General features: G+C 47.9%; 20 protein-coding genes and 1 pseudogene. 9 read left to right on the forward strand and 12 right to left on the reverse strand.

Annotated features, from left to right (window positions below; translation table 11 throughout):
* Positions 1 to 224 precede the first annotated feature (224 nt).
* Both JGK16_RS11490 and JGK16_RS11495 read right to left on the reverse strand, forming a co-directional pair.
* The gene (locus JGK16_RS11490) at positions 225 to 2093 is read right to left on the reverse strand and encodes an efflux RND transporter periplasmic adaptor subunit (protein WP_293177110.1); all 1869 of its coding nucleotides are present in this window, start codon (positions 2091 to 2093) and stop codon (positions 225 to 227) included.
* Positions 2094 to 2254: 161 nt separating this feature from the next.
* Positions 2255 to 2431 (reverse strand): hypothetical protein, encoded by a 177-nt coding sequence (locus JGK16_RS11495; RefSeq protein WP_293203086.1) that lies wholly within the window; start codon positions 2429 to 2431, stop codon positions 2255 to 2257.
* 109 nt (positions 2432 to 2540) lie between these two features.
* Here JGK16_RS11495 and JGK16_RS11500 point away from each other — a divergent pair, with 109 nt between their 5' ends.
* Entirely contained in the window at positions 2541 to 2963 is a 423-nt protein-coding gene (locus JGK16_RS11500; protein ID WP_293177106.1) for a hypothetical protein, read from the forward strand.
* Here the strand turns inward: JGK16_RS11500 and JGK16_RS11505 are convergent, their stop codons facing one another.
* The 6 genes from JGK16_RS11505 to JGK16_RS11530 all read right to left on the reverse strand — a co-directional run bounded on the left by JGK16_RS11505 (position 2964) and on the right by JGK16_RS11530 (position 11787).
* Complete coding sequence (locus JGK16_RS11505; RefSeq protein ID WP_293203089.1) at positions 2964 to 3974, reverse strand: ABC transporter permease; 1011 nt, start codon at positions 3972 to 3974, stop codon at positions 2964 to 2966. It abuts the gene before it with no gap.
* A gap of 139 nt (positions 3975 to 4113) precedes the next feature.
* Positions 4114 to 5769 carry an ABC transporter substrate-binding protein gene (locus JGK16_RS11510; RefSeq protein ID WP_293190565.1) on the reverse strand — a complete coding sequence of 552 codons (1656 nt, stop codon included), beginning with the start codon at positions 5767 to 5769 and terminating at the stop codon, positions 4114 to 4116.
* Positions 5770 to 6099: 330 nt separating this feature from the next.
* Positions 6100 to 6714 (reverse strand): hypothetical protein, encoded by a 615-nt coding sequence (locus JGK16_RS11515; protein WP_293190566.1) that lies wholly within the window; start codon positions 6712 to 6714, stop codon positions 6100 to 6102.
* A gap of 419 nt (positions 6715 to 7133) precedes the next feature.
* On the reverse strand, positions 7134 to 8261 hold the full coding sequence (locus JGK16_RS11520) for a type II secretion system F family protein (RefSeq protein ID WP_293177098.1): 1128 nt from the start codon (positions 8259 to 8261) through the stop codon (positions 7134 to 7136).
* 249 nt (positions 8262 to 8510) lie between these two features.
* Positions 8511 to 9608, reverse strand: coding sequence for a type IV pilus twitching motility protein PilT (locus JGK16_RS11525; protein WP_293177096.1), 1098 nt, complete (start codon positions 9606 to 9608; stop codon positions 8511 to 8513).
* Positions 9609 to 9777: 169 nt separating this feature from the next.
* Complete coding sequence (locus tag JGK16_RS11530) at positions 9778 to 11787, reverse strand: GspE/PulE family protein (RefSeq protein ID WP_293177094.1); 2010 nt, start codon at positions 11785 to 11787, stop codon at positions 9778 to 9780.
* Positions 11788 to 12935: 1148 nt separating this feature from the next.
* Here JGK16_RS11530 and grpE point away from each other — a divergent pair.
* The 8 genes from grpE (at position 12936) to JGK16_RS11570 (ending at position 22004) form a co-directional block, all read left to right on the forward strand.
* Positions 12936 to 13727: a nucleotide exchange factor GrpE gene (grpE, locus tag JGK16_RS11535; protein ID WP_293177092.1), complete on the forward strand. Its 792-nt coding sequence runs from the start codon at positions 12936 to 12938 to the stop codon at positions 13725 to 13727.
* 289 nt (positions 13728 to 14016) lie between these two features.
* Positions 14017 to 16137: a molecular chaperone DnaK gene (dnaK, locus tag JGK16_RS11540; RefSeq protein ID WP_293190567.1), complete on the forward strand. Its 2121-nt coding sequence runs from the start codon at positions 14017 to 14019 to the stop codon at positions 16135 to 16137.
* A 139-nt stretch (positions 16138 to 16276) separates the two neighbouring features.
* Positions 16277 to 17404 (forward strand): molecular chaperone DnaJ, encoded by a 1128-nt coding sequence (gene dnaJ, locus JGK16_RS11545; protein WP_293177088.1) that lies wholly within the window; start codon positions 16277 to 16279, stop codon positions 17402 to 17404.
* Between the two features lie 459 nt (positions 17405 to 17863).
* Positions 17864 to 18154 carry a sulfurtransferase TusA family protein gene (locus JGK16_RS11550; RefSeq protein ID WP_293177084.1) on the forward strand — a complete coding sequence of 97 codons (291 nt, stop codon included), beginning with the start codon at positions 17864 to 17866 and terminating at the stop codon, positions 18152 to 18154.
* Positions 18151 to 19401, forward strand: coding sequence for a ribosome small subunit-dependent GTPase A (gene rsgA, locus JGK16_RS11555; protein ID WP_293177082.1), 1251 nt, complete (start codon positions 18151 to 18153; stop codon positions 19399 to 19401). The genes JGK16_RS11550 and rsgA overlap by 4 nt, the downstream gene beginning before the upstream one ends.
* Before the next feature lie 246 nt (positions 19402 to 19647).
* Positions 19648 to 20436: a MotA/TolQ/ExbB proton channel family protein gene (locus tag JGK16_RS11560; protein WP_293177080.1), complete on the forward strand. Its 789-nt coding sequence runs from the start codon at positions 19648 to 19650 to the stop codon at positions 20434 to 20436.
* 15 nt (positions 20437 to 20451) lie between these two features.
* Positions 20452 to 21183 (forward strand): biopolymer transporter ExbD, encoded by a 732-nt coding sequence (locus tag JGK16_RS11565; RefSeq protein ID WP_293177078.1) that lies wholly within the window; start codon positions 20452 to 20454, stop codon positions 21181 to 21183.
* A 623-nt stretch (positions 21184 to 21806) separates the two neighbouring features.
* Positions 21807 to 22004, forward strand: a complete 198-nt coding sequence (locus tag JGK16_RS11570) for an NblA/ycf18 family protein (protein ID WP_006635253.1) — start codon at positions 21807 to 21809, stop codon at positions 22002 to 22004.
* Between the two features lie 665 nt (positions 22005 to 22669).
* Here JGK16_RS11570 and JGK16_RS11575 read toward each other — a convergent pair.
* The 4 genes and pseudogenes from JGK16_RS11575 to JGK16_RS11590 form a co-directional block, all read right to left on the reverse strand.
* Positions 22670 to 23119, reverse strand: coding sequence for a hypothetical protein (locus tag JGK16_RS11575; RefSeq protein ID WP_293177066.1), 450 nt, complete (start codon positions 23117 to 23119; stop codon positions 22670 to 22672).
* Positions 23120 to 23199: 80 nt separating this feature from the next.
* Positions 23200 to 24420 (reverse strand): anhydro-N-acetylmuramic acid kinase, encoded by a 1221-nt coding sequence (locus JGK16_RS11580; protein WP_293190568.1) that lies wholly within the window; start codon positions 24418 to 24420, stop codon positions 23200 to 23202.
* 77 nt (positions 24421 to 24497) lie between these two features.
* Positions 24498 to 25229: a PP2C family serine/threonine-protein phosphatase gene (locus tag JGK16_RS11585; protein WP_293177062.1), complete on the reverse strand. Its 732-nt coding sequence runs from the start codon at positions 25227 to 25229 to the stop codon at positions 24498 to 24500.
* Positions 25230 to 25598: 369 nt separating this feature from the next.
* A pseudogene (locus JGK16_RS11590) lies at positions 25599 to 25922 on the reverse strand (zinc ribbon domain-containing protein); the annotation flags it as partial.
* Positions 25923 to 26018: the final 96 nt, after the last annotated feature.

Here is a 26018-nt window from a genome sequence, read left to right on the forward strand (position 1 = left end):
CTCAAGGGGAACAACGTACCTTTATTTAAAAAAAAGTTAACTCTTAGGTATGTAGTTGCGCTTCAGCGCTCTTTACAGATATATGAAAGAGCGCTCAAGCGCAACAACGTACCTTTATTTAAAAAAAAGTTAACTCTTAGGTATGTAGTTGCGCTTCAGCGCTCTTTATAAGATTAGGAAAGAGCGCTTAAGCGCAACAACGTACCTTTGTTGCCCAACTTCCTCTACTTCTGAGTCTTAATAATATCCTCCAACTTTTTACCAGCAGGAAGTTCAGTAAAAACCCGATCGCCCGCCTTAGCACCCTCTAAAATCTGAATCTTGTTACCAATAGTCGATCCCACCGTCACAGGCTTAAACTTCGGCTGCTGTTTCTCATCGGGAACCAGCACACCGGTTTGACCCTTATTCGTCACAATCGCCACAGTCGGAACAACCAAAGCATTGCTCAGTTTTTGACCGACAAATCTCAAATCTACATTCATCCCCGACTGCAAGAAATCCTTGCCAGTGTCAATGGCGACGCGCACTTGAAACAGCGTTACATCCCGTTCTTTCACAGCTTCGGGCGCAATCAATTTAACCTTGCCTTTAAACACTTTATCGGGATAAGCATCGGCGACTATTTCCACCACTTGACCCGGTTTGATTTGGCTGATATCAGCCTCGGGCACTTTCGCCAAAACTTCCACATCTCTAGCGAGAGCCACGATCGATGTTGAAGTTGCCGAAGTCGCTTCCGAAGCCGAAGTTGCTGGGGTTACAAAAGCTCCTTGGATGGCATACCGTTGGGTAATAACTCCCGCAAAAGGAGCGCGAACTTTTGTATCTTCTAACTGCACTTCTTGAAAGCGGACTTGAGCTTCAGCTTCAGCTAAATCAGCTTTAGCCGAAGCTATTTCTTCCGGGCGAGCGCCGTTTTCTTGGGCGGCTAATTGACTTTTGGCTTCAGCAACTGCTGCTTCGGCTTTGGCGATTTCTTCTGGACGGTTGCCGTTTTCTGTTTGTGCTAATTTACTTCTAGCTTCAGCAACTTCTGCCTCGGCTTTGGTAATTTCTTCCGATCGCGTGCCGTTTTGCAACTGCTTCAATGCTTGCTGCTCGACTTCCACAGCAGCTTGGAGTTGCTGAATTTGCGACTCCCGACTTTCTTGCAGTTGTTGCAAGCGTTTTTGGGCTTCTGTTACCTTAGCTTTGGCAGTGCGATTTTCCTTAATCAGTTCATCCAGTTTATCTTGAGCAAGAGCACCTTCTTGGACTAACGGGCGGTTGCGTTCCACCCGCTGAGCTGCTAGTTCGGCTTGAGCTTTACTCGATTCAATTTGCGTTTGTGCTTGGGCAATTTCTTGTTTGACACTGCCAGTTTGAGCGTCTGCTAAACGGGCTTGAGCTTGGGCTAAACGAGCTCGCCCTTGGCTGACTTCTTCCACGCGGCTGCCGGCTTTGAGTTGCTGTAAGCGGGCTTGAGTTTGCTCCAAGCGAGCTCTGGCTCCTGCAACTTCTTCGACGCGGCTGCCGGCTTGGAGTTGCGCCAGACTAGCCTGGGCTTGCTCTAAACGCGCGCGGGCGCTGGCGATGTCTTCCGATCGATTTCCGGCTTCAATTTTCGCGAGTTTCGCTCGAATGCTGGCTTCGCGGGCTTTAGCTTGAGCGAGTTGAGCTTCCACATCGCGGCTTTCCATGCGGGCCACGATTTGTCCTGCTTCGACGCGATCGCCCTGTTCGACAAATAACTCTGCGATCCGACCGGAGCCTTTAGGGCTGAGATTCACGCGCTGTACGGGTTGTACCGTCCCGCTAGACGTGATCCGCACCGTCAGGTTTTCCGCTTCCACCGGCACTGTCATCGCTGCGATCGCATCTACTTTCGGCTGCGATCGACTTTTTGATATATATATGGTAGTCGGTACAGCTAGCAACCCGGCTGCAACCAAACCGATCGCCCACCGCGGCATCTTCCGCGCGGTTTTCTTCGGTGACTGCTTTTGGGCGGGTTTTTTATCTGCAATTTCAGTCTCTGGGGCCTTGGTGTCTACAATTTGAGTATCTTCCACCTTGACCTGAGCAGTTTCCTTTTTGGGGCTAACGATCATACCGACTCACCTAATTAAATCTCAGGATTACCTTAAAGGTAAAATTTTTTCTGATGCGCGGCATCGTCTTTCAGACTCATCCGATCGGGTGATTTAAAAAAAGTTCCCCAACCAGCACCTGTAAACAATTATAGCTAATCTTTGCAACTTATTAAATAATGTTAAGTTTTTTCAGTCTCAAGAGGCGAGCTCAAACTTCGATCGCACTCAACTGACTTTCTGCGGAGGCGGGATCTGCCGCGTGGGCGATCGGCTTCCACTACGTCGTGGCTTGTCTTGTAGGGCGATCGCACAGTGCGCGCCCGGTAACTACACAGTATGAAGACGCTGACTCTCATAAACCCGTTTGTCGATCGTACCCTGTCCAAGTCGTGAATATCTATGTGCCCTGTGCGCGCAACAGGTTAAAATATTTTGCAAATCCGTTGAAAATGGAAAAGCTTCAACATGAATCGTCCTCAAAGCGTTACAGTTCTGGCAATCTTACAGTTAATTAGTGGCATCTTCAGTCTGCTTGACGGCTTGTTCATCTTACTATTTGCAGGCGTTTTAGGCGGTCTCGGCGCAGTTGGATTCGGCGCAAAAGTTGGCACTGTCATCGGCGGCTTCATTGCAATTTTTGCTGGAATCGCGATAATTATCGGAATTATTTCCCTAGTCTTAGCATGGGGTTTGCTTCAACTAAAAAAATGGGCTTGGACTGGAACATTAATTATCCATGTTATCGCCGTCGTCACGCAAATTGCCAAAATGTTGGGTAGCGCAGGTGCAGCAGTTAATTTTCTATCTCTGGGTTTTGCCATTGCTAGCATTTACTACCTGCTACAGCCGGATGTTAAACAAGCATTTTCTGTAGAACTTCCCTTCTAATTAACGGTACTGAATTCTCGGGTCAAAAAAAGCATAGGAAATATCAACCGCCAGATTGATCAGCACAAAACTCACAGCCACAAAGATTACTCCTCCTTGCACAATTGGGTAATCCCGCGTCAGAATCCCGCTGTAAATCCAGGAACCAATTCCCGGCCACGAGAAAATTGTTTCAGTCAAAATCGCGCCACCCAAAAGCGTGCCGAACTGCAAACCTATAGTTGTGACGATCGGCAAAAACGCATTTTTCAAAGCGTGTCTCAAAACCACCCAAAATTCCGGCAAACCCTTAGCCCGCGCCGTGCGGATGTAATCTTGTGCCAGCACTTCCAGCATCGCAGCACGAGTAATCCGAGCGATTATCGCCAAGGGGATTGTTCCTAAAGTTAAGGCTGGGAGGATTAAATGGGCGATCGCATCCCGCAAAGCCACCAAATCCCACCTCAGCAAAGCATCCAAAACATAAATACCCGTAATTGGCTTAAAACCAAACCCCAAATCTACACTAATTCGCCCGCTAGGAGGCAGCCATTTCAGGTAAACAGCAAACAAATAAATCAACATCAATCCCAACCAATAGACTGGTAAAGATACGCCAATCAAAGAACCGCTCATCGTCAGATTGTCCAGCCAGCTATTTTTCCGAACAGCAGCCAAAATTCCCGCCGGAATTCCGATTATAAGTGCCACCAACATCGCCGCCACCGACAGTTCCAAAGTAGCAGGCCAGCGACTTCTGATTTCATCAACAATCGGAATACCGCTAATAATACTATGTCCTAAATCGAATCGAATCAAACTACTTAAAAAAGCCAAATATTGCCAAGGTAAAGGCTGATTCAAGCCCAATCTAGCCTTCAATATTTCCACCTGTTCGGGAGTTCCCCGTTCTCCCAAAAGCACAGTCGCCGGATCTCCCGGTATCAGGTGCAAAAAAGCAAATACCAGCAGCGTGATTCCGAACAGAACTGGTAATATTGCCAGCAAACGTTTAACAATATATTTAGCCATTTTTATAAGTAGTAATTCGCAACTGATGATATCGTGTTTTGCGAAATTTTTCTCTGCCTTATTTTCTTCAACCCGCGGAGGCGGGTTTTGTTTGTGTAGACGCGGTTTCAACCGTACGTCTGAATCTATGCAGCATTTTTCAAGACTTACTCACATCCTCAAAAGACTCCGAACCCAAAGGACTCGGAATCCAACCTTTAATATTCTTGCGTTTCCCTAAAAGTGGCTGCGAATGTACGATCGGCAAACGCACCGCCTCCCCATGCAAAATCTCGCTAACTTCCGCATAAATTTTCCCTCTAGCTGCTTTATCCCCACTCGCCCTCCCCCGATCCAAAAGTTCCAAAACCTTCGGATTTTTCCAATTTCCCAAATCCGCCGTCGAACCAGGCCCGAAGTGAGGATAATAAAAATTGTCAGGATCGCCATAATCCCCAGTCCAACCCATCATAAAAGCTTGAAAGCCCGGAGGTTTTAGCCGATCGGCCAAATAAGCAGACCAATCCTTTGTCAGCAACTTTACCCGAATCCCGATCGCGCTTAAATCCGCCGCAAAAGCCTCAGCGATCGGCTTCGGCGTGGGAAAATAGGGACGGCTGACGGGCATATACCACAAATCCAAATCAAAACCGTTCGGATAACCGGCCTTCGCCAGCATTGCTTTAGCTTGCTGCGGGTTAAATTCGTAATCTTTAACTTTGTCAGACTCCGCCCAATTCAGGGAAGGCGGGATAAATTGCGAGTCATATTTTCCGAGTTCTCCCCAGAAAGCTTTGACTATTGCTTGCTTGTTAATTGTTTGGGCGATCGCCCGTCTTACCTCCGGTTTCGCCAAAGGCGCGTAACCCGGATTTAAGGCTAAATAACCCACATTAAAAGAAGGGCGCAAAACAGTTTCCAAATTAGCATCCGCTTGCACCTCTTTCAATTGATCCGGCGTTAAATCCACAGTAAAATCAAGTTGACCAGCCCTCAATTGAGCCAATCTCGCCGCCGGATCGTCAACAAAACGAATTACCAATTGATTGACTTTCGGCGTTCCAGCTTTCCAATAATTCGGATTTTTCTCTAAGATAATGCGATCGCCCGAGATCCATTCCTTAAACACAAAAGGCCCCGTACCCACCGCCAGCGACCCCGGAGTGCCGTATTTAGCACCCGCTTTCTTCACCGCCGCCGGACTCGCAATCCCAAAATAACCCGACCCAATCGCCGAAGGAAAAGCCGCAAAAGGTCGATTTAACACAAACCTAATCGTAGACTTATCAACAACGGTCACATCCTTGACCAGGGAATCTTTATCGCCCTTAAACCCAGCAAAAAAGTTCTTCCAAATCTGATAAGTTTTGCCCGAATCTCGATACCCGTGAGGATTTTTGGCATCCCACCAGCGATCGACATTAAACTTAACAGCATCCGCGTCAAAATCCGTCCCGTCGTGAAACTTCACCCCGGATCGCAACTTAAAAGTCCAAGTTTTGCCATCTGTAGAGCTCGACCATTCAGTAGCGAGACTGGGTGCGAGTTCCACAGTACCCGGTTTAGAATCAGTCAAGCGATTGTAGATTTGGTCGATCGCAATCACCGAATTACCATCAGTAACATTTCCCGGTTCCAGATTCACCGGCGGCCCGCCAGCACCGTAGACTAAAGCCCCTGGTGGAACAGCCGCAGGAGTTGTCGCAGTTGGAGAATTATTGCTAATATTTGCAGGAGTGCCGCAATTTGAGACAATTACAGCCATCCCAAAAACTAGAGCTAATAAAACTAAACGCCAGGATTTTAACAACCTCATCTCAATAGCTCCTGTTTAATAAAAAATACTACTCATCTAAATAAAATTATAATTTCCTCTTTCTCTCTCCTCTGCGCCCTCTGCGTTCTCTGCGGTTAATTATATCTTTAAATTAAATTTAATTTACCAAACAAAATAGAACACACTATACCTCTTGCACTCCTAAGCTTTCCAATCAAGAAATGTATCTGCGTTAATCTGTGTTGATCTGCCTTGCATCTGCGGTTGATTTATCAATCAAATATTTATGCAATTGCTCGTCTACTGATTACCCATTACCAATTACCATTACCATTACAAGACAGACCTCATTCTCGATCGCACCACCGCCTACAACTCATAACTCTCTTCACCCATACTCCCCAATTCTGGGCTACCGAGAAACTCTTCATCCTCCAATTCCTCAATCCCCGAGTCAAAACTTTCAACAACAAACGGCAACCCCGCCGCCATCAAACCGCGCTGAATGCGATCGCTAGTTTCCTCAAACAAAACAAATAGCGGATGAACAGCCTCAGCCTCATCGCTAAAAATATGTCTGTAGCGGTAAGGCATCACCCACTCGTAAGTTTTATCCAACCAAACCTGACACTGCCGCCAGCGGCCCAACAAATCCGAAAAATCTTCACCAGGGCGGTGAATAAAAACCAAAATTTCCACCCCAATTTTAACTTTCCACTCTGGATCGCACATCAAAATCGCCAAATCGCAGGGCAAACAAGCCGCCTGTCCCGGAGAGATGCTAGTCCCCCCCCTACCCGCATAGGAAACCCCCTCCCGCAAGCGCACAATTGGCAAAGGAATGGTAATTAAGCTTTCGTTAGCGCGGCGGATACTCGGAATCATCTCCATGTACAGCCGATATTTTTTCAGCAGGGCGATCGCTGCCGAAAATTCGCTGTACTGTGCTAGTAAAGCCTCGTAATGTGATTGTTTTACAGACATTTTAAATCAATTAATTAGTCATTAGTTATTAGTCATTAGTCATTGGTCATTAGTCATTAGTCATTAGTCATTGGTCATTAGTCATTGGTCATTAGTCATTGGTCATTAGTCATTGGTCATTAGTCATTGGTCAATTGTCGTTGGTTATTGGCAATTTGTAATTGGCAATTTGTAATTGGTAATTGGCAATTGGTTATTCATTACTTGGCAACAATTGGTCATTGGTTATTCAAAGATTAGCCAAGGCCATATCACTGACTGAACATTATTAACAACTCAAACAAAGCTAATGACAACTCTTAAATAACAAATAACAACTGTCAACTGCCAACTGACAAGAGTCAACTGTCAACGGACAACTGACAACTGTCAACTGACAACTAACAACTGTCAACTGTCAACTGTCAACTGTCAATTGTCTACAGCTTCTGAAACACTGAGAACATCGGCAGATACATCGACAGCAAAATCGAACCTACGATACCACCGACCACAACAATCATCAGAGGTTCTAGCATACTGGTAAGTCCCTTGACTGCTTCTTCGACTTCGGTTTCGTAAAAAGCGCCAACTTTCATCAGCATCTTGTCAAGTTCCCCAGTCTCCTCGCCAATTGCCATCATTTGAATTGCCAAGGAGGGAAAAACAGCTTGTTCTTGCAAAGCAATACTGATCATGCCACCGCTTTGAATTTCCTGCCTTGCATATTCGATCGCATTTGAGATCGCCTGATTTCCCGCCACATCTCGCACAATTTCCAAAGAGCTAAGAATCGGCACACCCGATCGCGTCAGCGAGCCAAAGATGACGCAAAACCTCGCCACCGCCGATTTTTCAATCAAATCTCCAAAAATTGGCAACTTCATCGCAATTCTATCGATTTGGAGGTGACCTACTGGAGTTTTGTAGTACATATCAAAGGCAAATTTTAGCGCTATAATTACCCCAATAACTGTCAGTTGTTGGATCGGAGGCCAAGCCGTACAAAATGCGCTAATCCCCAACATAAACACCGTAAAAGCAGGCAAGTCTGCACCAATATCCTTAAAGATTTTTGCGAAAGTTGGTAGCAAAAAAATCGTCATTGCGAAAAAAATCACAATCGCGATGAAAAACACAGTCTTCGGATAAGACATCGCAGATTTAATTTCAGCCTCCGTCTTGTGATTTTTTTCCATCATCACCGCCAGACGGTCGAGGGTTTCATCTAGCACACCGCCGACCTCTCCCGCCGCCACCATACTGATAAACAGTTGGTCAAAAACATCAGGAAACTTAGCCATCGCCTCTGCCAAGTTTATCCCCTCTTGCACGTCAGCATTCATGCTCCTGAGTGCTCGTTTCAACTTAGCATTAGAGCACTGTTCGTGCAGCACGGAAAGGCATCTCACGATCGCCACCCCGGCATTAAACATAGCCGCAAACTGACGAGCAAAAATCGCCATATCCTTAACAGTAAGACTGCTAAGGCTATACTCAAATTGCTCCTGAATCCTACTGAGATCGAAGCCTGTTTTTGGTTTTGGATTAATAACATTTGTAGCCATAGATTGCCTCTGGAAAATTATTAAAAGTCATTAGTCATTGGCAATCAGTCATTAGTCATTAGTGATTGGTCATTTCTGCGGACTGCTGACCAATAACTGATTGCTTCGCCCCAAAACAGGTACAAGTCCCCAACACTCATGAGAGTCGATCCCCCAATTTTAGATCGTAATTCAAGCTCCCAGATTCACTGCGCTGCAATTAAATCTAAAATCTAAAATCTAAAATCTAAAATGGACTGACTGACTCAATTAATGAGCCCCTACCTTGCCTGTACCAACAGGTGCCGGGCCGATCAAGCGTTCGAGTTCGTCAGCCTTAGAAGCCTTGGCCATTGCCGATTCCCAAGTGATTTTACCGCCCTTGTAAAGTTCAGCGAGGGCCATTTCCATCGTCCTCATGCCCAATTTTGCCCCCATTTGGATTTGGGAGTAAATCATAGGAGTTTTGCCCTCCCGGATCAAGTTAGCCATAGCTGGAGTATTCACCATGATTTCCATAGCGCAGCAGCGGCCGCCCCCAACTTTCACAACCAAATTTTGGCTGCAAATTCCGACTAAAGAGTTAGACACTTGGGCGCGAACCTGGGGTTGTTGAATGGGCGGGAATACGTCCAAAATCCGATCGATCGTAGCAGCAGCCGAATTAGTGTGCAGCGTTCCCATCACCATGTGACCCGTTTCTGCCGCCGAAATTGCCAGACCGATCGTTTCCAAGTCCCGCATTTCTCCCACCAGAATCACATCAGGATCTTCCCGCAGGGCTGCTTTCAGCGCATTAGCAAAGCTCTTAGTATCTTCCCCCTTTTGACGCTGGTGAAACAAACTCTTGACATTCGGAAACACATATTCGATCGGGTCTTCAACCGTCAGAATGTGTTCAGCCCGCGTCCGGTTGACCAGATCCAACAAAGCCGCCATCGTAGTAGTTTTCCCGGAACCCGTTTGTCCCGTCACCAACAGCATACCCCTGGGTCTTTCCGTCAGATCCCGCAAAATCTGCGGCACGCCCAAAGCATCTGCGTTAGGAATCTTAGAAGCCAGAGCCCGCATACAAGCAGCCCAAGCACCCCGCTCCCGGTACACATTCACCCGGAACCGAGCCAATCCCTTCACCCCGTAAGCGCAGTCGAGTTCCCACTCCATTTCCAACTGCTTGCGCTGCATATTGTTGAGCATTTGGAAGATCAGAATCTGCACTTCCTCAGCAGACAGAATGTCGCCGTATTGCGACTGAGGAGTTAGTTTCCCGCTGACGCGGAAGAAGATAGGCGCGCCTGCTTGGATGTGTATGTCCGAACCCCCTTGCTCTACCAGGGACTCCAATACGTCTTCAATCATCAGACCCATAGATACCTCTTCTCAATCTAGTTGATAGTTATTGACCAATTTAGCTCAGATACAGTTGACAGTTGACAGTTGACAGTTGACAGTTGTTTTTCTACTGACTAATCACTAATGACTAATGACGGATGACGGATGACTAATGACTAATGACGAATGACGGATGACGGATGAATCAATCCAAAAAGCGCGGCGTCAAGCAGTACGGACAATCCAGCATCTCCGGCTTCAATTCCGCCCGACAAGTTTTGCAGGTAAGTCCCTGCTTGCGTTTGGCTTTCAGTTCCGCCTCCAACCCGGAGTCAGTAAAGGTCACCCGCTCGACTTCCTCAAAGGTAGTCGCCCCTTCCCGCACCAACTGCAAGCTGTAAGCCAACAACGTTTTCATCCCTTCTTCTACCGCTGCTTCCTTAAGTTGCTCTGTGGGAGCCCCTTGAGTGATCAGAGTTTGCAGCCGCTCAGTATTTTTCAGGAACTCGTAAACGCCTACCCGTCCTTTGTAGCCTAGGCCGCTGCACTTCCGACAAAGTTGATCGCGTTCTGCGAGTCCTTTCCTTTCCTCCACCGGTATGGTGTTGGCTTTGTTAATAGTCAGATCGATTTCTTGAGAAGCCGACAGACCGTAGCGACCGAGTTCGGCCGCAGTAGGCTGGTAAGGAATGCAGCATTTGTCGCAAACGCGCCGCATCAGACGCTGAGCCAACACGCCCAACAGAGCGGCTGAAACCATGAACGGTTCTACGCCCATTTCGTCCAAACGCGCGATCGCCCCAGCCGCGTCATTAGTGTGCAGCGTAGTCAGCACTAAGTGTCCCGTCAAAGCAGCTTCGAGAGCAGTTTTTGCCGTTTCCCTGTCCCGCGTTTCCCCCACCAAAATCACGTCAGGATCTTGCCGCAAAAACGCCCGCAGCAGGTTGGAAAAAGTCAAGTCTTTTTCCCGAATTACTTGACATTGGGTAATTCCCGGCAAAGCATATTCGATCGGGTCTTCCGCCGTACTGATATTAACCCCCGGATCGTTGCGTTCCGCCAGAATCGAGTACAGAGAAGTTGACTTACCCGAACCCGTAGGCCCCGTCACCAAAATCAGTCCGAACGGACGGCTAGCAGTCTCTCGCACCAAAGCCAGAGTTTCTTGATCCGAGATCAACAAACCCAAACCCAACTGAGTGCTGGAACTGTCCAAAATCCGCAGCACGATTTTTTCGCCGTACCGGGAAGGCAAGCTATTTACCCGGAAATCTACCGTGCGTCCCTCAAACACCCGGCGGATACGACCATCTTGAGCTTGTCGGCGTTCGGCAATGTCCAAGTTGGCAATAATCTTGAAACGAGCCGTAATCGATTGCACTACCTGTTTCGGAAACCGGAAATACTCTTGCAGCACCCCATCTTTCCGCATCCGTATCCGCATAAACTCTTCTTGAGGTTCTACGTGGATGTCCGACACCTTTTCCGACAAAGCTTTAGCCAAAATGATATTGACAGCCTTAATTACCGGAGCAGCCTCAGCATCGTCTATGGTGTTAGCTAGGTCTTCTTGGTCAGCACTCTCCTCTTCTAATGAGAGTTCGCCAAAATCTCCCTCCCCTAACTCCAGCTTTCTCTGCTTATCGGCTTCTGCTATTTTGGCGGCTACCTTAACTTGGTCGTCTTGATATGCCGAAGTGATGTCCTGGTAGTCGTCTGGCGTAATCACCCGTCGCTGCAAAGCCAAGCCGTGAGGCTGTAAAATCCGCCGCAAATCTTCTATGGCGTTGAGGTTGTCGGGATCTACCATTGCCACTAAAACAGCCTGAGGCTCGGTTTCAGTCTTCGCTACTGGTAAAAAGCGACCTTGGTGACAAATGTCGATCGAAATTTTCAACCCATCGAGCATAATTCCGAGTTGCTCGTTCGACATTTCGCTCATCTCCGGGTCATACGCTTCAACCCCGTAGACAATCTTCCGTTCAAACATCTGCTGCTTCTTGTAAAGCCGCAGCAATTCAGGAGGTAACGGCTGCCCGGTAAGTGCTTCTAATACCTCCGTCAACCGCTTACCCGACTTCCGGCTTTCAAGTTGAGCTTGTTTCACTTGGTCGCCGTTGACGTAACCCGACTGAATCATCTTGTTGAGAGCCGGAGGCAAAACGCTGATAGCAACTATCGATGTGCGAGGAGACCCCTGGGATGTGTTAGTCATAAAAAACACTCATTCTTGTGGGAAACTCAGTCACAGAAAGTGCTGAGAGGAAAACCAACGCGGGGTTAAAACCCCCGTATCTTTTGCTTGTGGATGAGCTATCATATTTGTGCTCTATCCCTATATGTCAAGTGTAAGCTCGTAGTCTCCTCTCATTTTCGTCCACAAATTGATGAGACGTTGGAGGGATTGGTCGATGCTTGCAATCAAATTTTGTTTGTTGAGTGCTAAGTTGCTTACTGACCCGATCGACCTGCGAGATACTCTCGTTATAGCCTCATGGCACATCACTTGGGGATTGATCCTGAGGTCTGTCGCCTTTCCACGATCATTGTATATTCGCAAATTGTTTGGTCAAATTACAGCGCCCGTGGTAGCGCGGTTCTCTGTACTACCTTAAAGATCGGCTGTGCGAGCTTTGATGATGATAGCTTTGACGAAAGCCATCGATCGGTCTAGTGAGATATATTTTGATTAATTATCTGCGATCGGGTTGCGGGCGATCGCCCGATCGCAGATTTCGATCGCCCAGATTTTGAGCAGCTCTAGTTTTTTCCCTGCCAATATTCATCTAATTCTCTCTGGTGTCCTAACCTTTGTGAGGAAAGGTTGACAGTTCATCAATTTTGCCTATTGGCAAATTAGAGATCAATCGTATCTACCGAGTGGCCGGTATCCAATACCAGCTAATGTTTCTCATTTTACTCCCCAATAATCGAGGACACCTCCCTGTTTTTAAACGCACTCAATTGTAAAATACAAGCCTCTATCTGCGAATAAAACAGCCATATAAATTAACTTTAATTAACTGTGTTTTGCCGCAAATATTGAAGTATCAGCCATCAACAGCTCAATTATTTTCAGGAAATCTAACTGCTTAATATCCTTCTAAACTTGCTATCAATGCGAGGGTGTTATTCCCAAATTGCGATACAAGAAACGTTGTGTTAGCGCTAACTACGGTCTTACTAGAACTAGAGATCGAGATGTCATTTCCATAAAATATTGCAAGCTTTGAGAGATTCCTGCACAGAGACCGGAGCTTTCCTATGAATCAGATAGTGCCATACACAGTAAATTATAGTTCTGTACATTTACCGTGTTAAGTGTATCTGCTAGAATTGATAGGGTTCTGTCGCGCAGCTTTTATGATTGACGAGGAAAAACAGCAAGATCTAGATCCTAACTCAACTGGGGAAACCCCAGAGGGTTCACCAATGGCAAGCGAAACTCCGCCGGCACCAGCAAACTCTAACGAAGCAGCCGATTGGGAACTCGAACTTGCTCAAGCTTATCAAAGCGCCGAGGGCGATCGCAAGGGAGCAAACGCATCCGGAGATCCTGTCACCGGCAATTCCACCAACAGCCCGACAGCAGACGCGGCTGAATCATGGAAGAGGGAACTCGCTTCGATAAGAGATGAAAAAGAGGCTTTAAAAACTCAGTTGCAAGCCACATCAGCTCAACTAGAAGACCTAAAAAATCAAAATCTCCGCCTAGCAGCAGATTTTGAAAACTTCCGCAGGCGCACCCAAAAGGAAAAAGAAGAGTTAGATTTACAGGCAAGGTGTCTCACGATCAAGCCCCTGTTGCCGGTAATCGACAATTTCGAGCGCGCTCGATCGCACATTAAGCCGCAAAACGACGGCGAAATGAACATTCACAAAAGCTACCAAAGCGTTTACAAGCAAATGGTAGATGGTCTCAAGCAAATTGGGGTTTCTCCGATGCGCCCTGAAGGCGAACAGTTTGACCCCAACCTCCACGAAGCTCTCCTCAGCGAGCCCACAGACGAACACGAGGAAGGAACAATCATCCAAGAACTAGAACGCGGCTACATTCTGGGCGATCGTGTCTTGCGCCACGCCAAAGTGAAAGTTGCAGCGCCTGGGATATCTGTGGTAGCCTCAGATGAAAATCCCGATAGTTCGGAAAGTTAATCGGACAAAAGCTACTGCATTCCTCGCCCTGCACGGACCCCCGAAGAGAATTCGGGGGCACGAAGGTGGCAAACTCACCAACTTCTTAATTCAGGACTAAAAGCAGGTCAGCGCTTTCTCAACAAATTCTGAACAATGTTTTAATGAGTCTGCGATCTTGCATTAAAATATCAAGTTTGTTTCCTACAAATCCAGTCAGTGATGCTTGTTAAAACAAGCTTAGTCGTTTTTTATACCCCAACTTGTAGTTGGAAGTTTCCAAACATCCCACAAAGTTTTATGAGGCGCTATGGGAAAAATTATTGGAATTGACTTAGGCACGACCAACAGTTGCGTAGCTGTATTGGAGGGCGGTAAACCCGTCGTGATCGCCAATTCCGAGGGCGGCCGCACAACTCCGAGCATCGTAGGATTTGGCAAGGCGGGCGATCGCTTAGTCGGTCAACTAGCCAAGCGGCAAGCTGTAACTAATGCTGTAAATACTGTTTACAGCATCAAACGATTTATCGGGCGCAGGTGGGACGACACGGAAGAAGAACGATCCCGCACTCCCTATACCTGCATCAAAGGCAAAGACGACACCGTTAACGTCCAAATTCGGAACAAAGTTCACACCCCCCAAGAAATCTCGGCAATGGTACTCCAAAAGCTCAAGCAAGATGCTGAAGCTTATTTGGGACAAACTGTTACCCAAGCCGTGATTACTGTGCCGGCATACTTTACAGACGCCCAGCGCCAAGCGACTAAAGACGCCGGTACGATCGCGGGTTTAGAAGTCCTGCGGATCGTCAACGAACCGACGGCGGCCGCCCTTTCCTACGGGCTCGACAAGCAAAATATCGAACAGAAAATCTTGGTCTTTGACCTCGGCGGCGGTACTTTCGACGTTTCGATCCTGCAATTGGGAGACGGAATTTTTGAAGTCAACGCCACCGCAGGTAACAACCATCTCGGAGGAGATGACTTTGATAACTGCATAGTTCAGTGGCTGGTAGAAGTTTTCCGAACTCAAGAAGGTAGCGACCTCTCAACAGACAAAATGGCATTGCAGCGCCTCCGAGAAGCTGCGGAAAAGGCGAAAATTGAACTCTCTCTCTCGCAATCCACATCCATTAATTTGCCGTTCATCTCCTCTGATGCTAAAGGGCCGAAGCATTTGGAAATGGATCTCTCGAAGGCTCAGTTTGAAAAACTGGTGGGTCATTTGGTGCAGGCGACGATCGATCCGGTGACTCAAGCCCTCAAAGACGCAAGTCTTACCCCGAAAGATATAGACAGGATTATTTTAGTCGGAGGCTCAACCCGAATTCCGGCAGTTCAAGAGGCAATTAGTAAGTATTTTGGGGGCGCGTCTCCCGATAAATCGGTGAATCCCGACGAAGCTGTAGCCGTAGGTGCGGCAATTCAAGCCGGGGTGTTGGGCGGTGAAGTCAAAGATTTGCTGTTGCTAGACGTGACGCCGCTTTCCCTGGGACTCGAAACTTTGGGCGGTGTGTTTACCAAAGTAATCGATCGCAATACAACCATCCCCACCAGTCGATCGCAAATGTACAGCACGGCTGCTGACGGACAAACCTCCGTAGAAATTCACGTCCTCCAAGGCGAGCGCGCATTGGTAAAAGACAACAAAAGTCTCGGCAAATTCCTGCTCAAAGGCATTCCCGCAGCCCCCCGCGGCGTACCTCAAATCGAAGTTACCTTTGAAATCGATGCCAACGGCATTCTCAAAGTTGCCGCTGAAGACAAGGGAACCGGCAAAGAACAAAGCATCCAAATTTCCAATACAGGAGGCTTGAGCGAAACCGAAGTCGAGCGGATGCGGCAAGAAGCCGAACTTTACGCCGACGAGGACATCAAGCGCGCTCAAGTAGTCGAACTCAAAAATCAAGCCGACACCCTGGTCTATAATTGTGGTGTCACTTTGAAAACCAACGCGCAATTGCTCAGCGACGACCTCAAAGTCGCAGCCGAATCAGCAGCAACAGCTTTGAAGGCCGCGATGGCTAACCCCGACATCAATGTTGAGGAACTCACCGAGCAAATCGAAGCTTTCAAGCAACTGCTATACTCCCTCGGGACAGCAGTCTACGAGCAAGCCCGCAGCGGGGTAGCCCACTCCTCGCCAGAGGTTGAAAGCGAGATGATGTCAGAACTAGAAGAGGTTGCAGCTACCGACGACAGCCTTTTCCTGACAGAAGAGCTGCTGGTGGCGCCCCAAGCTCCGCCACAAGCTCCGCCACAACCGGAACCCAAACCGGAACCCAAACCGGAACGACAGTCCAAGCGACAGCCGGAACCCAAACCGGAACCCAAACCGGAACGACAGTCCAAGCGACAGCCGGAACCACAACCGGAACCCAAACCGAAGGTTCCCGAACCTGAAGTTGATGAGATGAATCCTTTCCTTTAGAACTGAAAAGCTAAAAATTAAAAATTAACAATTAACAATTAACAATGAGAATTTTTAATTTTTAATTGGTAATTTCAGGAAAGGTCGCCCGTTTATTTTTCGTACACTTTTTGTTATTTACCTCCAGGCAAGCAGCTTTATGGCCGGTGATTACTATGAAATATTAGGCGTTTCTCGCAGTGCAGACAAAGAGGAAATTAAGCGTGCTTACCGCCGCCTAGCTCGCAAGTACCATCCAGATGTCAACAAAGAATCTGGAGCTGAGGAGCGGTTTAAAGAAATTAACCGTGCCTACGAGGTACTATCGGAACCGGAAACCCGCGCCCGTTTCGATCGCTTTGGCGAACAAGGTGTCAGTGGTGCAGGCGCGCCTGGGTTCCAAGACTTCGGCGACAGCTTTGCTGACATCTTTGAAAGCTTCTTTCAGGGTTTTCAAGGAGGGGCGGGCGCCCAACAGCAAGGTCGCAGACGCAGTGGCCCCGTGCGCGGAGATGATTTGCGCCTCGACTTGCGGCTAGAGTTTCGCGAAGCTGTGTTTGGTGGGGAAAAAGAACTCCGCATCAAGCACCTAGAAACCTGCGAAACTTGTACCGGAACTGGCGCCAAGCCGGGAACCAGACCTCAAACCTGTTCGACTTGTACCGGCAGCGGTCAAGTCCGACGCGCTACCCGCACGCCTTTCGGCAGCTTTACTCAAGTTTCTGTTTGCCCCACCTGCAACGGCACCGGGCAAGTAATTGAGGACAAGTGCGAAACTTGTGGCGGCCGCGGTCAGAAAGAAGTGATGAAAAAGCTGAAAATCACTATTCCAGCCGGGGTAGATAACGGTACTCGTTTGCGCGTTTCCAATGAAGGGGATGCTGGCAAGTTGGGCGGGCCGCCGGGGGATCTTTACGTGTTTTTGGCTGTGAATGAAGACCCGTTATTTAAGCGGGACGGCATTAACGTTAATTCGGAAGTGAAGATTAGTTATTTGCAAGCAATTTTGGGCTGCCGATTGGAAGTGGAAACTGTAGATGGGCCGACGGAATTGTTGATTCCTACGGGAACTCAGGCGAATACTGTTCTGACTCTGGAGAAAAAAGGAGTGCCTAAGTTGGGCAATCCAGTCAGTCGCGGCGACCATTTGATTGCGGTGTCTATTGATATTCCGACTAAGGTGACGGCTGAGGAACGGGAGTTGCTGATGCAGCTTGCTAAGCTGAAGGGCGATCGTACTGGTAAAGGCGGCTTGGAAGGATTTCTGGGCAATTTGTTTCAGAAATAAGCAATTTTTTGACACCCATGGGTGTCAAATTTTCCTGTTTGATGATTCCGTGGCAATTTTTTAAATTCTCTATCAAAAAAATGAGACCAATTGGTCTCATTTTGCCCAGGTAGAATAATTGTTCGGCAATTTGTTTAATTCTCTGTCAAAAAAGTCAGCGCAATTGCGCTCATTTTGTACAGGTAGAATAATTGTTGGGCAATTTGTGGGAATAGTCCTCAAAAAAATGACACCAATTGGTGTCAAAAATCGGTCGTAGAATAATTGTTGGGCAATTTGTGATTGGTGTCAAAAATCGGTCGTAGAATAATTGTTGGGCAATTTGTGGGAATAGTCCTCAAAAAAATGACACCAATTGGTGTCAAAAATCGGCGGTAGAATAATTATTCGTCAATTTGTTCACGATAAAATAAGGCTTTCAAGAATTGAGATGGGAAATTTGAGAATCTAAAACGCATTATGAATTCAACATCCACAATTGAAAATCCCAAATCCCCAGATGCCAAAATCGATCTGCGGGGGACTCCGTGTCCTCTGAATTTTGTCCGCACTAAATTGCGCTTGGAACAAATGCCACCTGGTGCTGTTTTGGAAGTGTGGCTGGATGCTGGGGAGCCGATCGAACAAGTGCCTGATAGTCTGAAAATGGAAGGCTATCAAATTCTCGAAACGCAATTTATGGCGGATGAGTCGGAGTCTGGCTTTTTTGCCATGAAAGTGCAGCGCCCAGAACTCCAGGAAGCCGGATGAGCCTGAATTTGTCCTCTCTCGTCGGTACAGTCGTGGCTGTTCAGGCTAACTTCTACCGAGTCAGGCTAGATCCAGCAGCCGGGATTCACGAGAATATAGCCCTGGCGGATGCTCCCACTCTCCTGTGCACTCGCCGCACTCGACTCAAAAAAATTGGTCAACAGGTGATGGTGGGCGATCGCGTGGTGGTAGACGAACCGGACTGGACTGACCGCCGGGGTGCAATTTCAGAAGTCTTCCCCCGCCGCACAGAACTCAACCGCCCGCCTGTCGCTAATGCCGATCGCATTCTCCTCGTTTTTGCCCTCGCCGAACCCGATTTAGACCCCGCCTCATTAACTCGGTTTTTAGTCAAGGCAGAATCTACAGGTTTAGAGGTGAGTTTGTGCCTGAACAAATGCGATTTGGTGAGAGCCGAGGAGTTGGAACAGTGGCGCGATCGGCTTTCACGTTGGGGCTACGAACCAATGTTTATTAGCGTTCGCAGCGGTTTAGGAGTGCAGGAAGTTGCCACAAATTTTCAAAATAAAGTTTATGTCGAAAAAGTAACTTCCCAGAATTTATCGGACAAAATAGATGGTTCTCTGTTGCCTTCTGAGGAGAACCCCCTACTAGCAAATTCGGCTCATCCGTTAGCTCCGTTAAATTCCGTACAAAATCCCTTGCCGAACTTTCTCCACAGCCACACCCAAGACAAAATAACGATAATTTGTGGCCCTTCTGGCGTCGGCAAGTCCAGCTTGATCAACCAACTGGTTCCGGCGCTGAACCTGCGAGTGAACGCTGTTTCTGGCAAACTCGGCCGCGGGCGCCACACAACTCGCCACGTCGAACTATTTGAACTTCCCGACGGCGGATTGCTGGCGGATACTCCGGGCTTTAATCAGCCGGCTCTCGAATCCGATCCGTCGGAGTTAGCTGAATATTTCCCAGAAGCTCGTCAGAGGCTGGCTTTGGGTAGCTGCCAGTTTAGCGACTGTTCGCACCGCGATGAGCCTAACTGTGTGGTGCGGGGAGATTGGGAGCGCTACCAGTATTATTTGAATTTTATGGAAGAGGCGATCGTCCGCCAACAAGCTCTGCAAAACTCCAGCAGCGCCGAATCCAGTTTGAAGCAGCAAACCAAGTCCGACGGTACACAGCAGTATGAACCGAAACTGCAAACTAAAAAATATCGCCGCACGAACCGCCGCCTGCAACACCAGTCGCTGCAAGATATGTGTCAAGAAGATTTAGAGGATTTCTGAGGAAGTAGTCGCCGCCGATCGCCCGCGAGGAGTCTGACAATATTACCAAGACTTACTCAGCAACGGGATTCGATCGAGTAAGATACTTCTTTGCCACCCGAGGCCTTGGACTGCAAGACCCGGTTTCTTTAGTGGCGAGTGCGTAAGTCCTGAGTACATTAATCGCTAAAATTAAATGGCCTTAGATTTGTAAAAAAAAGTAGAACAGAAGCAAAAGTTAGCGGGTAATGCAGGAGCAAAAATATTGTGAATATTCAAGAACTGTTTCAAAAAGGCGGCCCCGCCATGTGGCCCCTGTTGGTGTTATCGATTCTATCTGTAAGTACAATTATCGAGCGCTTGTGGTTCTGGGCAAGCCTCTTGAGCAAAGAGAAGCAGATAGTTAACCGGATTCTCGACGCGGCGCGGAGCGATTGGGGGGCGGCTAACGAGATTGCCAGACAAGCCAACCGACAGCCGATCGGGCGATTTCTTTCTGCACCCCTGCGCCTGTACAATCCCGAACCAGATTTATTTCGACTCGCCCTCGAAGCAGCCGCCGATGAAGAGTTGGCTTCGATGCGCCGCGGGGACAAAATCTTAGAAGCGACGATCGCTCTCGCCCCTTTGCTGGGCTTGCTGGGAACAGTTTTGGGCTTGATTAACTCCCTCAGTTCCATCCGTCTGGGCGACATCGGTACGGCGGCAACCACTGGCGTGACTTTGGGGATTAGCGAGGCGCTGATCACGACTGCGAGTGGGATGGTAGTAGCAATTTTTACCTTGGCGTTTTATCGGATATTTCAAGCTTTTTTGTTCAACCAAGCCAAAATATTTCGCAAAGCTGGAAATGAAATGGAATTGCTCTACAGACAATATTGGCCGACTGCTAATGCTAAAGGTCGATCGCCCGGTACAGATCACAACAATTCTTCCTTTGGTTCCGATGGTTTGAACAGGCGTTCTCTCAATTCTCAAGAATCATCGGGAGAACGTCTCAGGGAGCCGAAATTGAAAGGTTCCGATCCGGCTGAAGATTCACCTTCTAATAATTAGAACAAAGAACAACTGATGAAGATTCACTTAGATACTCCTGCTGAAGAGGCTCGGATTGAACTGGTGCCTTTAATTGACGTGATCTTTTGCATTCTGACGTTTTTTTTGGTGGCGGCTTTGCAACTGACTCGCCAGCAAGCGATTAATGTCGATTTGCCGAAGGCGAAGACTGGACAAACGCAGATGCGAGAGATGCTGATTGTCAGCATTGACGATTTCGGGCAAACTTATATCGACCAATTGCCTGTTAATTACCAGCAGCTCGATCGAGTTTTAAAGAGTTTCCACAGCACAAATCCTGCCGGCTTGACGGTGTTGTACGCTCCTCAAAATGCTAAATACGCCAAAGTTGTGGAGGTTTTAGACAAATTGCGAGAGGTAGGGGGCGATCGAGTAGCTCTAGCAACTCTTCCTAGTTCGGCTCCCTCTGCCCAGCCGAATAATCCGTCGCTTCCCAATTCGGGGATTCCTGCGGCACCTTCGGGCAATTACCCTCAACCCCTGCCGTCTCCCGTAGCTCCTGGGCAACAACAGCTCAATCCGAATCGGTTTCAATCTCCTCTTCCGGCTCCGGGGCAGCAGCAGTTCAATCCCAATCAGTTTCAATCTCCTCTTCCAGCACCGGGACAGCAGCCGAGCAACTCTGGGGGAAATCTGGGAATTCCTCCCGTTTCGCCCGCACCCATTGCCCCCAATTCCAGGCCCGGAGCTGCTACTCCACCGCCGAATGTCCCTCCCTCAAATTAGTAAGAACGCTTCCAAGTTTGGAAGCAGTGTGCGGGATTTAACAGATGTAGCCGATTTAACGAATACAAGGAAGAAGGTAAGGGAGAAGAGAGAAATATAGATTCTCCCAGTCTCCCCATCTCCCCTCACCCGATCTCCTGACAGGTGTAGGTTTTCCCCTGGCAAAACCCAGCAAATCTAGACAGTGCAAAAGTTTTGGGCTTTTGCCTCTTAAAATCTCAAACTCTTATGGGATAAGGCTTTTACCAAAAAACCTACACCCGTCAGCACCCGCTCTCCCCCTCAGCCAGAGAGAATTTCCGCGCGAGTTGGTATAAATCGCTGCAATTATTTTGGTTCATACTGAGCCTTTTTTCTCTTGACAAGTAGATAGAGTGGTATAAGTCTGCGGAAGGAACTTTTGCGGACATCTTGCCATCTCTATGGTTAAGTTATTTCTTAGGAAAGATGGTAATTTTGTCAAATTATTGTTACCTTTTGTAATATACTAAAGCGAGATAGGCTTGCGGGACATCCTGAAACCAAGAGCCGATCGCTGAAGCAACTTACAGAAACAACTTACAAATCTGGTTAATCCAGGTTTCACTGTCAAGTCACTTTTACTTACTACAGGAGTCAAAGTCATGAGCCAACCAGCAGAATTGTCTTTGGAGCAGCAATTTAGCCTGTGTTCCTTCAAAACACAGGTAAGTGACATGAGCCGCGAGCAAGCTCAGGAGTTTTTGGTCAAGCTTTACGAGCAAATGATGTTGCGCGAAACCATGTACCGCCATTTTCTCAAACACCATTGGGGTCTAGAACCCAATCCAGGCGTTGAGTAGCCTAGAGTCGCAGTCGGCGACCTCCGTCTCTTACTCTCTTCCCTCAGGCGGAAAGGAGTTGGGGGTGATGGGGCGTCACTCAAAGGTATAAAGCAGAATATCCTCAGAGCTCGACACTGATATACGGATGAATTTATCAGGTTAGAGGCATTTGGTAGAAACAATTTTTAGCAACCTATCGAGAACTCATCCTCGGGTCTAGACAAACTCGCACTTTATTGTCTTTTGATTCTACTAAAAGTTGGGATCAAGTCTCCGTAATAGTCCGATCGACGATCGCAGCACAGAGCAACAAGAATTTATCGCTCCGCCTCTCAAAAATTATAAATTTTTCGACAATATCTATATTTTTTTATACAATAAATTAAAGCCACAAATAATTATGTAATTTCCAGAAAGGGAAATTGTTTGATATGGCGAGCTTAACACTTCACTACAGCTCTTAATATCCTGTAAAGTCAGATTTGCGGTGTCTACTTTTAGAGTAAGCGATTGTGGGAGCAGGATATCAATAGCGCCCGAATCGCTGCTAGCCCTCTCAAGTTGCAGCGGGTGGCTTTGAGGAAGAATTGAGCAAGTCGGACATCACAAGGCGATATCCGACCAGCTAAACTTTAATTTTCTACTCAAGTCCCATAACTGGCAACTTGTAACTCTAGAAAGAGTTATTCCGACTGACGTTCCAGAGTTGCCTCCATTGTACTCGTCAAGTAATGACCAGACATGATGCCACTAGATTGGTAGTAGCGATTTTCATCAACGCGGTGGAGGGTATCAAAACCCGTCCGCCGCTGGCGTTCATCTCCGAGTACCCAGTAACGTTGGACGATCGACTGGGGAGCAATCCAACCTTCGCCCTCGACTCGGCCGAGTTCGCTGTGTTGGAGTACAAAAGTATACTGCCGCTCATCGTTGTTGAGGTGTCCTCGGTACTGCAAAATAATCTCTTCGCGATCGCCTCCTGGAAACACGAGCTTCGTCACCATACTGAACCAATCTGTTCGGTTCCAGCTCACTAAAGTTTTGCCTTTTACCGTAATTGGCACGCCATTGCGCTCAATCCAACTTCCTTCGAGCGTCCATTGGCCAGATTCCATTAAAAACGTGTGAGCCACAGTGCTGTTCCTATGCTTTTCCTGCTGGCTACAATGCTGGTGCAACAACGCACAGCCGTTGTCCCTCAGACTCTATGCTATCATGCCCAACTGTGCCAACAAGAGTTAATTTCTCCTAACAGAACCGGCGCGCAAGCACCAGTAACTTGAGGCAGATTGCCGGGAATACCCCGAACCCGCCAGGCGGCTAAAACCGCGAAAGCGATCGCCTCTTTAAAATCTACACTCAAGCCTGCCTCAGAAGTAGTCAACACTTGCACTGGATGCAATTGTGCTTGCAATCGGCGTTTTAAGTAGAGATTGTGGCTGCCGCCCCCGCACAATAAAACTCGATCGGGCATCTGCGGCAAAAAAGTTTGGTAACTGTGAACGATCGAAGCAACAGTCAGTTCCGTCAAAGTAGCCAGCACATCAGCAGGACTGAGGTTGTAACCTTGAGCCTCGACCAAACAACGGTTAAAATAGTCTACACCAAATAACTCTCGCCCTGTAGATTTGGGCGGTGCTTGGATGAAAAAATCTTGCTGTAGCCAATTCTCTACTAAAGCTTGACAGGGAGTGCCACTTGCCGCCCAAGCTCCACCTTCGTCACAAGTTTTTGTTCCGTCACAGAAGTGCTGCACTGCCAAGTCTAACAGCGAATTTGCCGGCCCGGTATCCCAACCCAAGATACCCTCGCCCAGAGGAGAAACCGCAGACTTGTCAGCCAATTCTTTATCTCTCCTGGCAGGAAGATAAGTAAAATTGCCAATTCCGCCGAGATTTTGGATGCAGAGGTTGCGGTTGGGTTCAGCAAGCAGGCAGGCATCAACTATTGGGACTAAGGGTGCTCCTTGACCTCCTGCTGCAATGTCTGCCGATCGAAAATTGCTCACAGTTGTAATGCCTGTCAATTGCGCGATGAGCGCGCCCCGCCCGAGTTGCAAGCTGTAACCCATGTCTGAGCCGGGGCTAGGTGCAGCAGAAAAACTACTGTTTTCCATATTCCCTGGGGGTCGGTGGTAGACAGTTTGACCGTGAGAGCCGATTAATTCCGCTTTATCATATTCTGTTTGAATTGTCAAGGCGGCATTGGCAAATTCTTGGGCGATCGCATCATCTAATTGAGCGAACTCAGCCATAGATAACGCGGAACCACTGCAAACTGAGAGAATTTGCGATCGCAAAGTAGCAGGATAAGGGAAAGTCTTGCCGGCAACCAACTGCACTTTTAAGTCTGCTTGGGAACCGACCACATCCACTAAAGCAGCATCAATGCCATCCACCGACGTGCCACTCATCAAACCGATAACGCGAACCATTCGATTTTAAATTTTAGATTTGAGATTTTTTGATTCGGAGATTGGGAGATTTTTAGGTATGCGAAGGCACGAGGATATTATTTGAGGTCGATCGTCACGATCACCACAGTAATATTGTCCCGTCCCCCTTTATCCTTGGCGGCTTCAATCAAAGCAGTTGCAGCGCCCTCGCAAGCGCGAATCGACTTCAGAGGCGAAGCAATCAAAGGATCGGAAAGTTCCTCAGTCAAGCCGTCGCTGCACAGCAGCAAGCGATCCCCGGGCTTTACGTCCACCGGCAGAATATCTATCTCGTGCAAATCGTCGCGGCCCAAACACTGGGACAAAACGTGACGCCAAGGATGACTGCGAGCCTGATCCGGAGTCAGGGCCTTTCTTTTGACAGCCTGAGCCACCCAAGTCTGGTCTTCAGTAATCTGATCCAAATGAGATCCGTGCAGCCGATACAAGCGAGAGTCCCCGATATTAGCGCACCAAGGTCTGCCCTCATCCCTAAAGATCAGAACCACAGCCGTAGTCCCCATATCAGCACGCTCGGGATGTTCGAGCTGATCGGTCAAAATTGCTTGATTGGCAATTAACAAAGCCTTGGACAACAACAGGGGAGAATCTTCAGGCCCTTCCCAATGTTCGAGCAAATAAGATTGAATCGCCCCAGTCGCAATCCGACTGGCTTCTTGACCTCCCGCGTGTCCTCCCATGCCGTCGGCCACTATGAAAAATCGCCCGTCAGGGTCTATGTGGTACGAATCCTGATTTACGGAACGAACCAGCCCTGTATCTGTCTTACCTGCGAAAGAGCGTTTCATAGATTGGTGCTTGGACTCATCGAACTTCAAAGCTTGATTTAATGGGTGCAATTTTTGATTACAAAACTTAAAATTCCGAACGGTACTGAAATTTCTGCCGATCGCTAGTCTTGGAAAAATTGCACTTCATTAGCCTTACATTGTAGATCGTCTGATGCTAATTCCGTCTGAAAATTTTCGTAAATCAAGCTGCATTCAGCAACACCTGGGCAAAAAAAGGGATTTCTAGCTTCAAAATAAGACATTTGGCTGGGGAGAAATCTATGCAGCAACCGGGGTTTTAGTGTCCCTAGCAAGTAATAGCTGTCAAGTTGAGAAACTTGTTGTCAGCCTGCGAAAACTTAACAGTGAACTACCCCGCCCTACTTCCTACGCGCCCTGAGCGCTTCGGTCGTTGAGGGCGGAGCTTCCAACTTCGACGGGTAGTGCCTTAGAAACGGATGACTTACGCCTTCGGGACTTTGGACTTACCTTCCCGACCTTGGCAGTAGCGCTAGTTCCTAACGCTAAAATACGGAGTCCTTCATCTCGAATATTGACCGCTGCGTTGACATCCCGGTCATGCTTTGTTTCACAGCTTTGACACTGCCATGACCGCACATTCAACGGCAAATTACCAACTCGATTGAGACAGACTGAGCAAGTCTTTGAGGATGGGAAAAAACGGTCTACTTCGACGTAGCACTTCCCCTGCTTCGTAAAACTTACCCAAACTTAACTAAAGCCATCTTTAGCTACAATGAAAGAGTTCACTTCCTGCGCTATTGAGTGGTCGGCCATCCCAAGGTA

Origin of the sequence: Microcoleus sp. PH2017_09_SFU_O_A (genome assembly GCF_020738625.1) — a bacterium.
Lineage (GTDB): Bacteria > Cyanobacteriota > Cyanobacteriia > Cyanobacteriales > Microcoleaceae > Microcoleus.

Coding starts and splice junctions, on each gene's coding strand:
- JGK16_RS11490 (WP_293177110.1), bottom strand. CDS start 2,093: ATGATCGTTAGCCCCAAAAAGGAAACTGCTCAGGTCAAGGTGGAAGAT.
- JGK16_RS11495 (WP_293203086.1), bottom strand. CDS start 2,431: ATGAGAGTCAGCGTCTTCATACTGTGTAGTTACCGGGCGCGCACTGTG.
- JGK16_RS11500 (WP_293177106.1), top strand. CDS start 2,541: ATGAATCGTCCTCAAAGCGTTACAGTTCTGGCAATCTTACAGTTAATT.
- JGK16_RS11505 (WP_293203089.1), bottom strand. CDS start 3,974: ATGGCTAAATATATTGTTAAACGTTTGCTGGCAATATTACCAGTTCTG.
- JGK16_RS11510 (WP_293190565.1), bottom strand. CDS start 5,769: ATGAGGTTGTTAAAATCCTGGCGTTTAGTTTTATTAGCTCTAGTTTTT.
- JGK16_RS11515 (WP_293190566.1), bottom strand. CDS start 6,714: ATGTCTGTAAAACAATCACATTACGAGGCTTTACTAGCACAGTACAGC.
- JGK16_RS11520 (WP_293177098.1), bottom strand. CDS start 8,261: ATGGCTACAAATGTTATTAATCCAAAACCAAAAACAGGCTTCGATCTC.
- JGK16_RS11525 (WP_293177096.1), bottom strand. CDS start 9,608: ATGGGTCTGATGATTGAAGACGTATTGGAGTCCCTGGTAGAGCAAGGG.
- JGK16_RS11530 (WP_293177094.1), bottom strand. CDS start 11,787: ATGACTAACACATCCCAGGGGTCTCCTCGCACATCGATAGTTGCTATC.
- grpE (WP_293177092.1), top strand. CDS start 12,936: ATGATTGACGAGGAAAAACAGCAAGATCTAGATCCTAACTCAACTGGG.
- dnaK (WP_293190567.1), top strand. CDS start 14,017: ATGGGAAAAATTATTGGAATTGACTTAGGCACGACCAACAGTTGCGTA.
- dnaJ (WP_293177088.1), top strand. CDS start 16,277: ATGGCCGGTGATTACTATGAAATATTAGGCGTTTCTCGCAGTGCAGAC.
- JGK16_RS11550 (WP_293177084.1), top strand. CDS start 17,864: ATGAATTCAACATCCACAATTGAAAATCCCAAATCCCCAGATGCCAAA.
- rsgA (WP_293177082.1), top strand. CDS start 18,151: ATGAGCCTGAATTTGTCCTCTCTCGTCGGTACAGTCGTGGCTGTTCAG.
- JGK16_RS11565 (WP_293177078.1), top strand. CDS start 20,452: ATGAAGATTCACTTAGATACTCCTGCTGAAGAGGCTCGGATTGAACTG.
- JGK16_RS11570 (WP_006635253.1), top strand. CDS start 21,807: ATGAGCCAACCAGCAGAATTGTCTTTGGAGCAGCAATTTAGCCTGTGT.
- JGK16_RS11580 (WP_293190568.1), bottom strand. CDS start 24,420: ATGGTTCGCGTTATCGGTTTGATGAGTGGCACGTCGGTGGATGGCATT.
- JGK16_RS11585 (WP_293177062.1), bottom strand. CDS start 25,229: ATGAAACGCTCTTTCGCAGGTAAGACAGATACAGGGCTGGTTCGTTCC.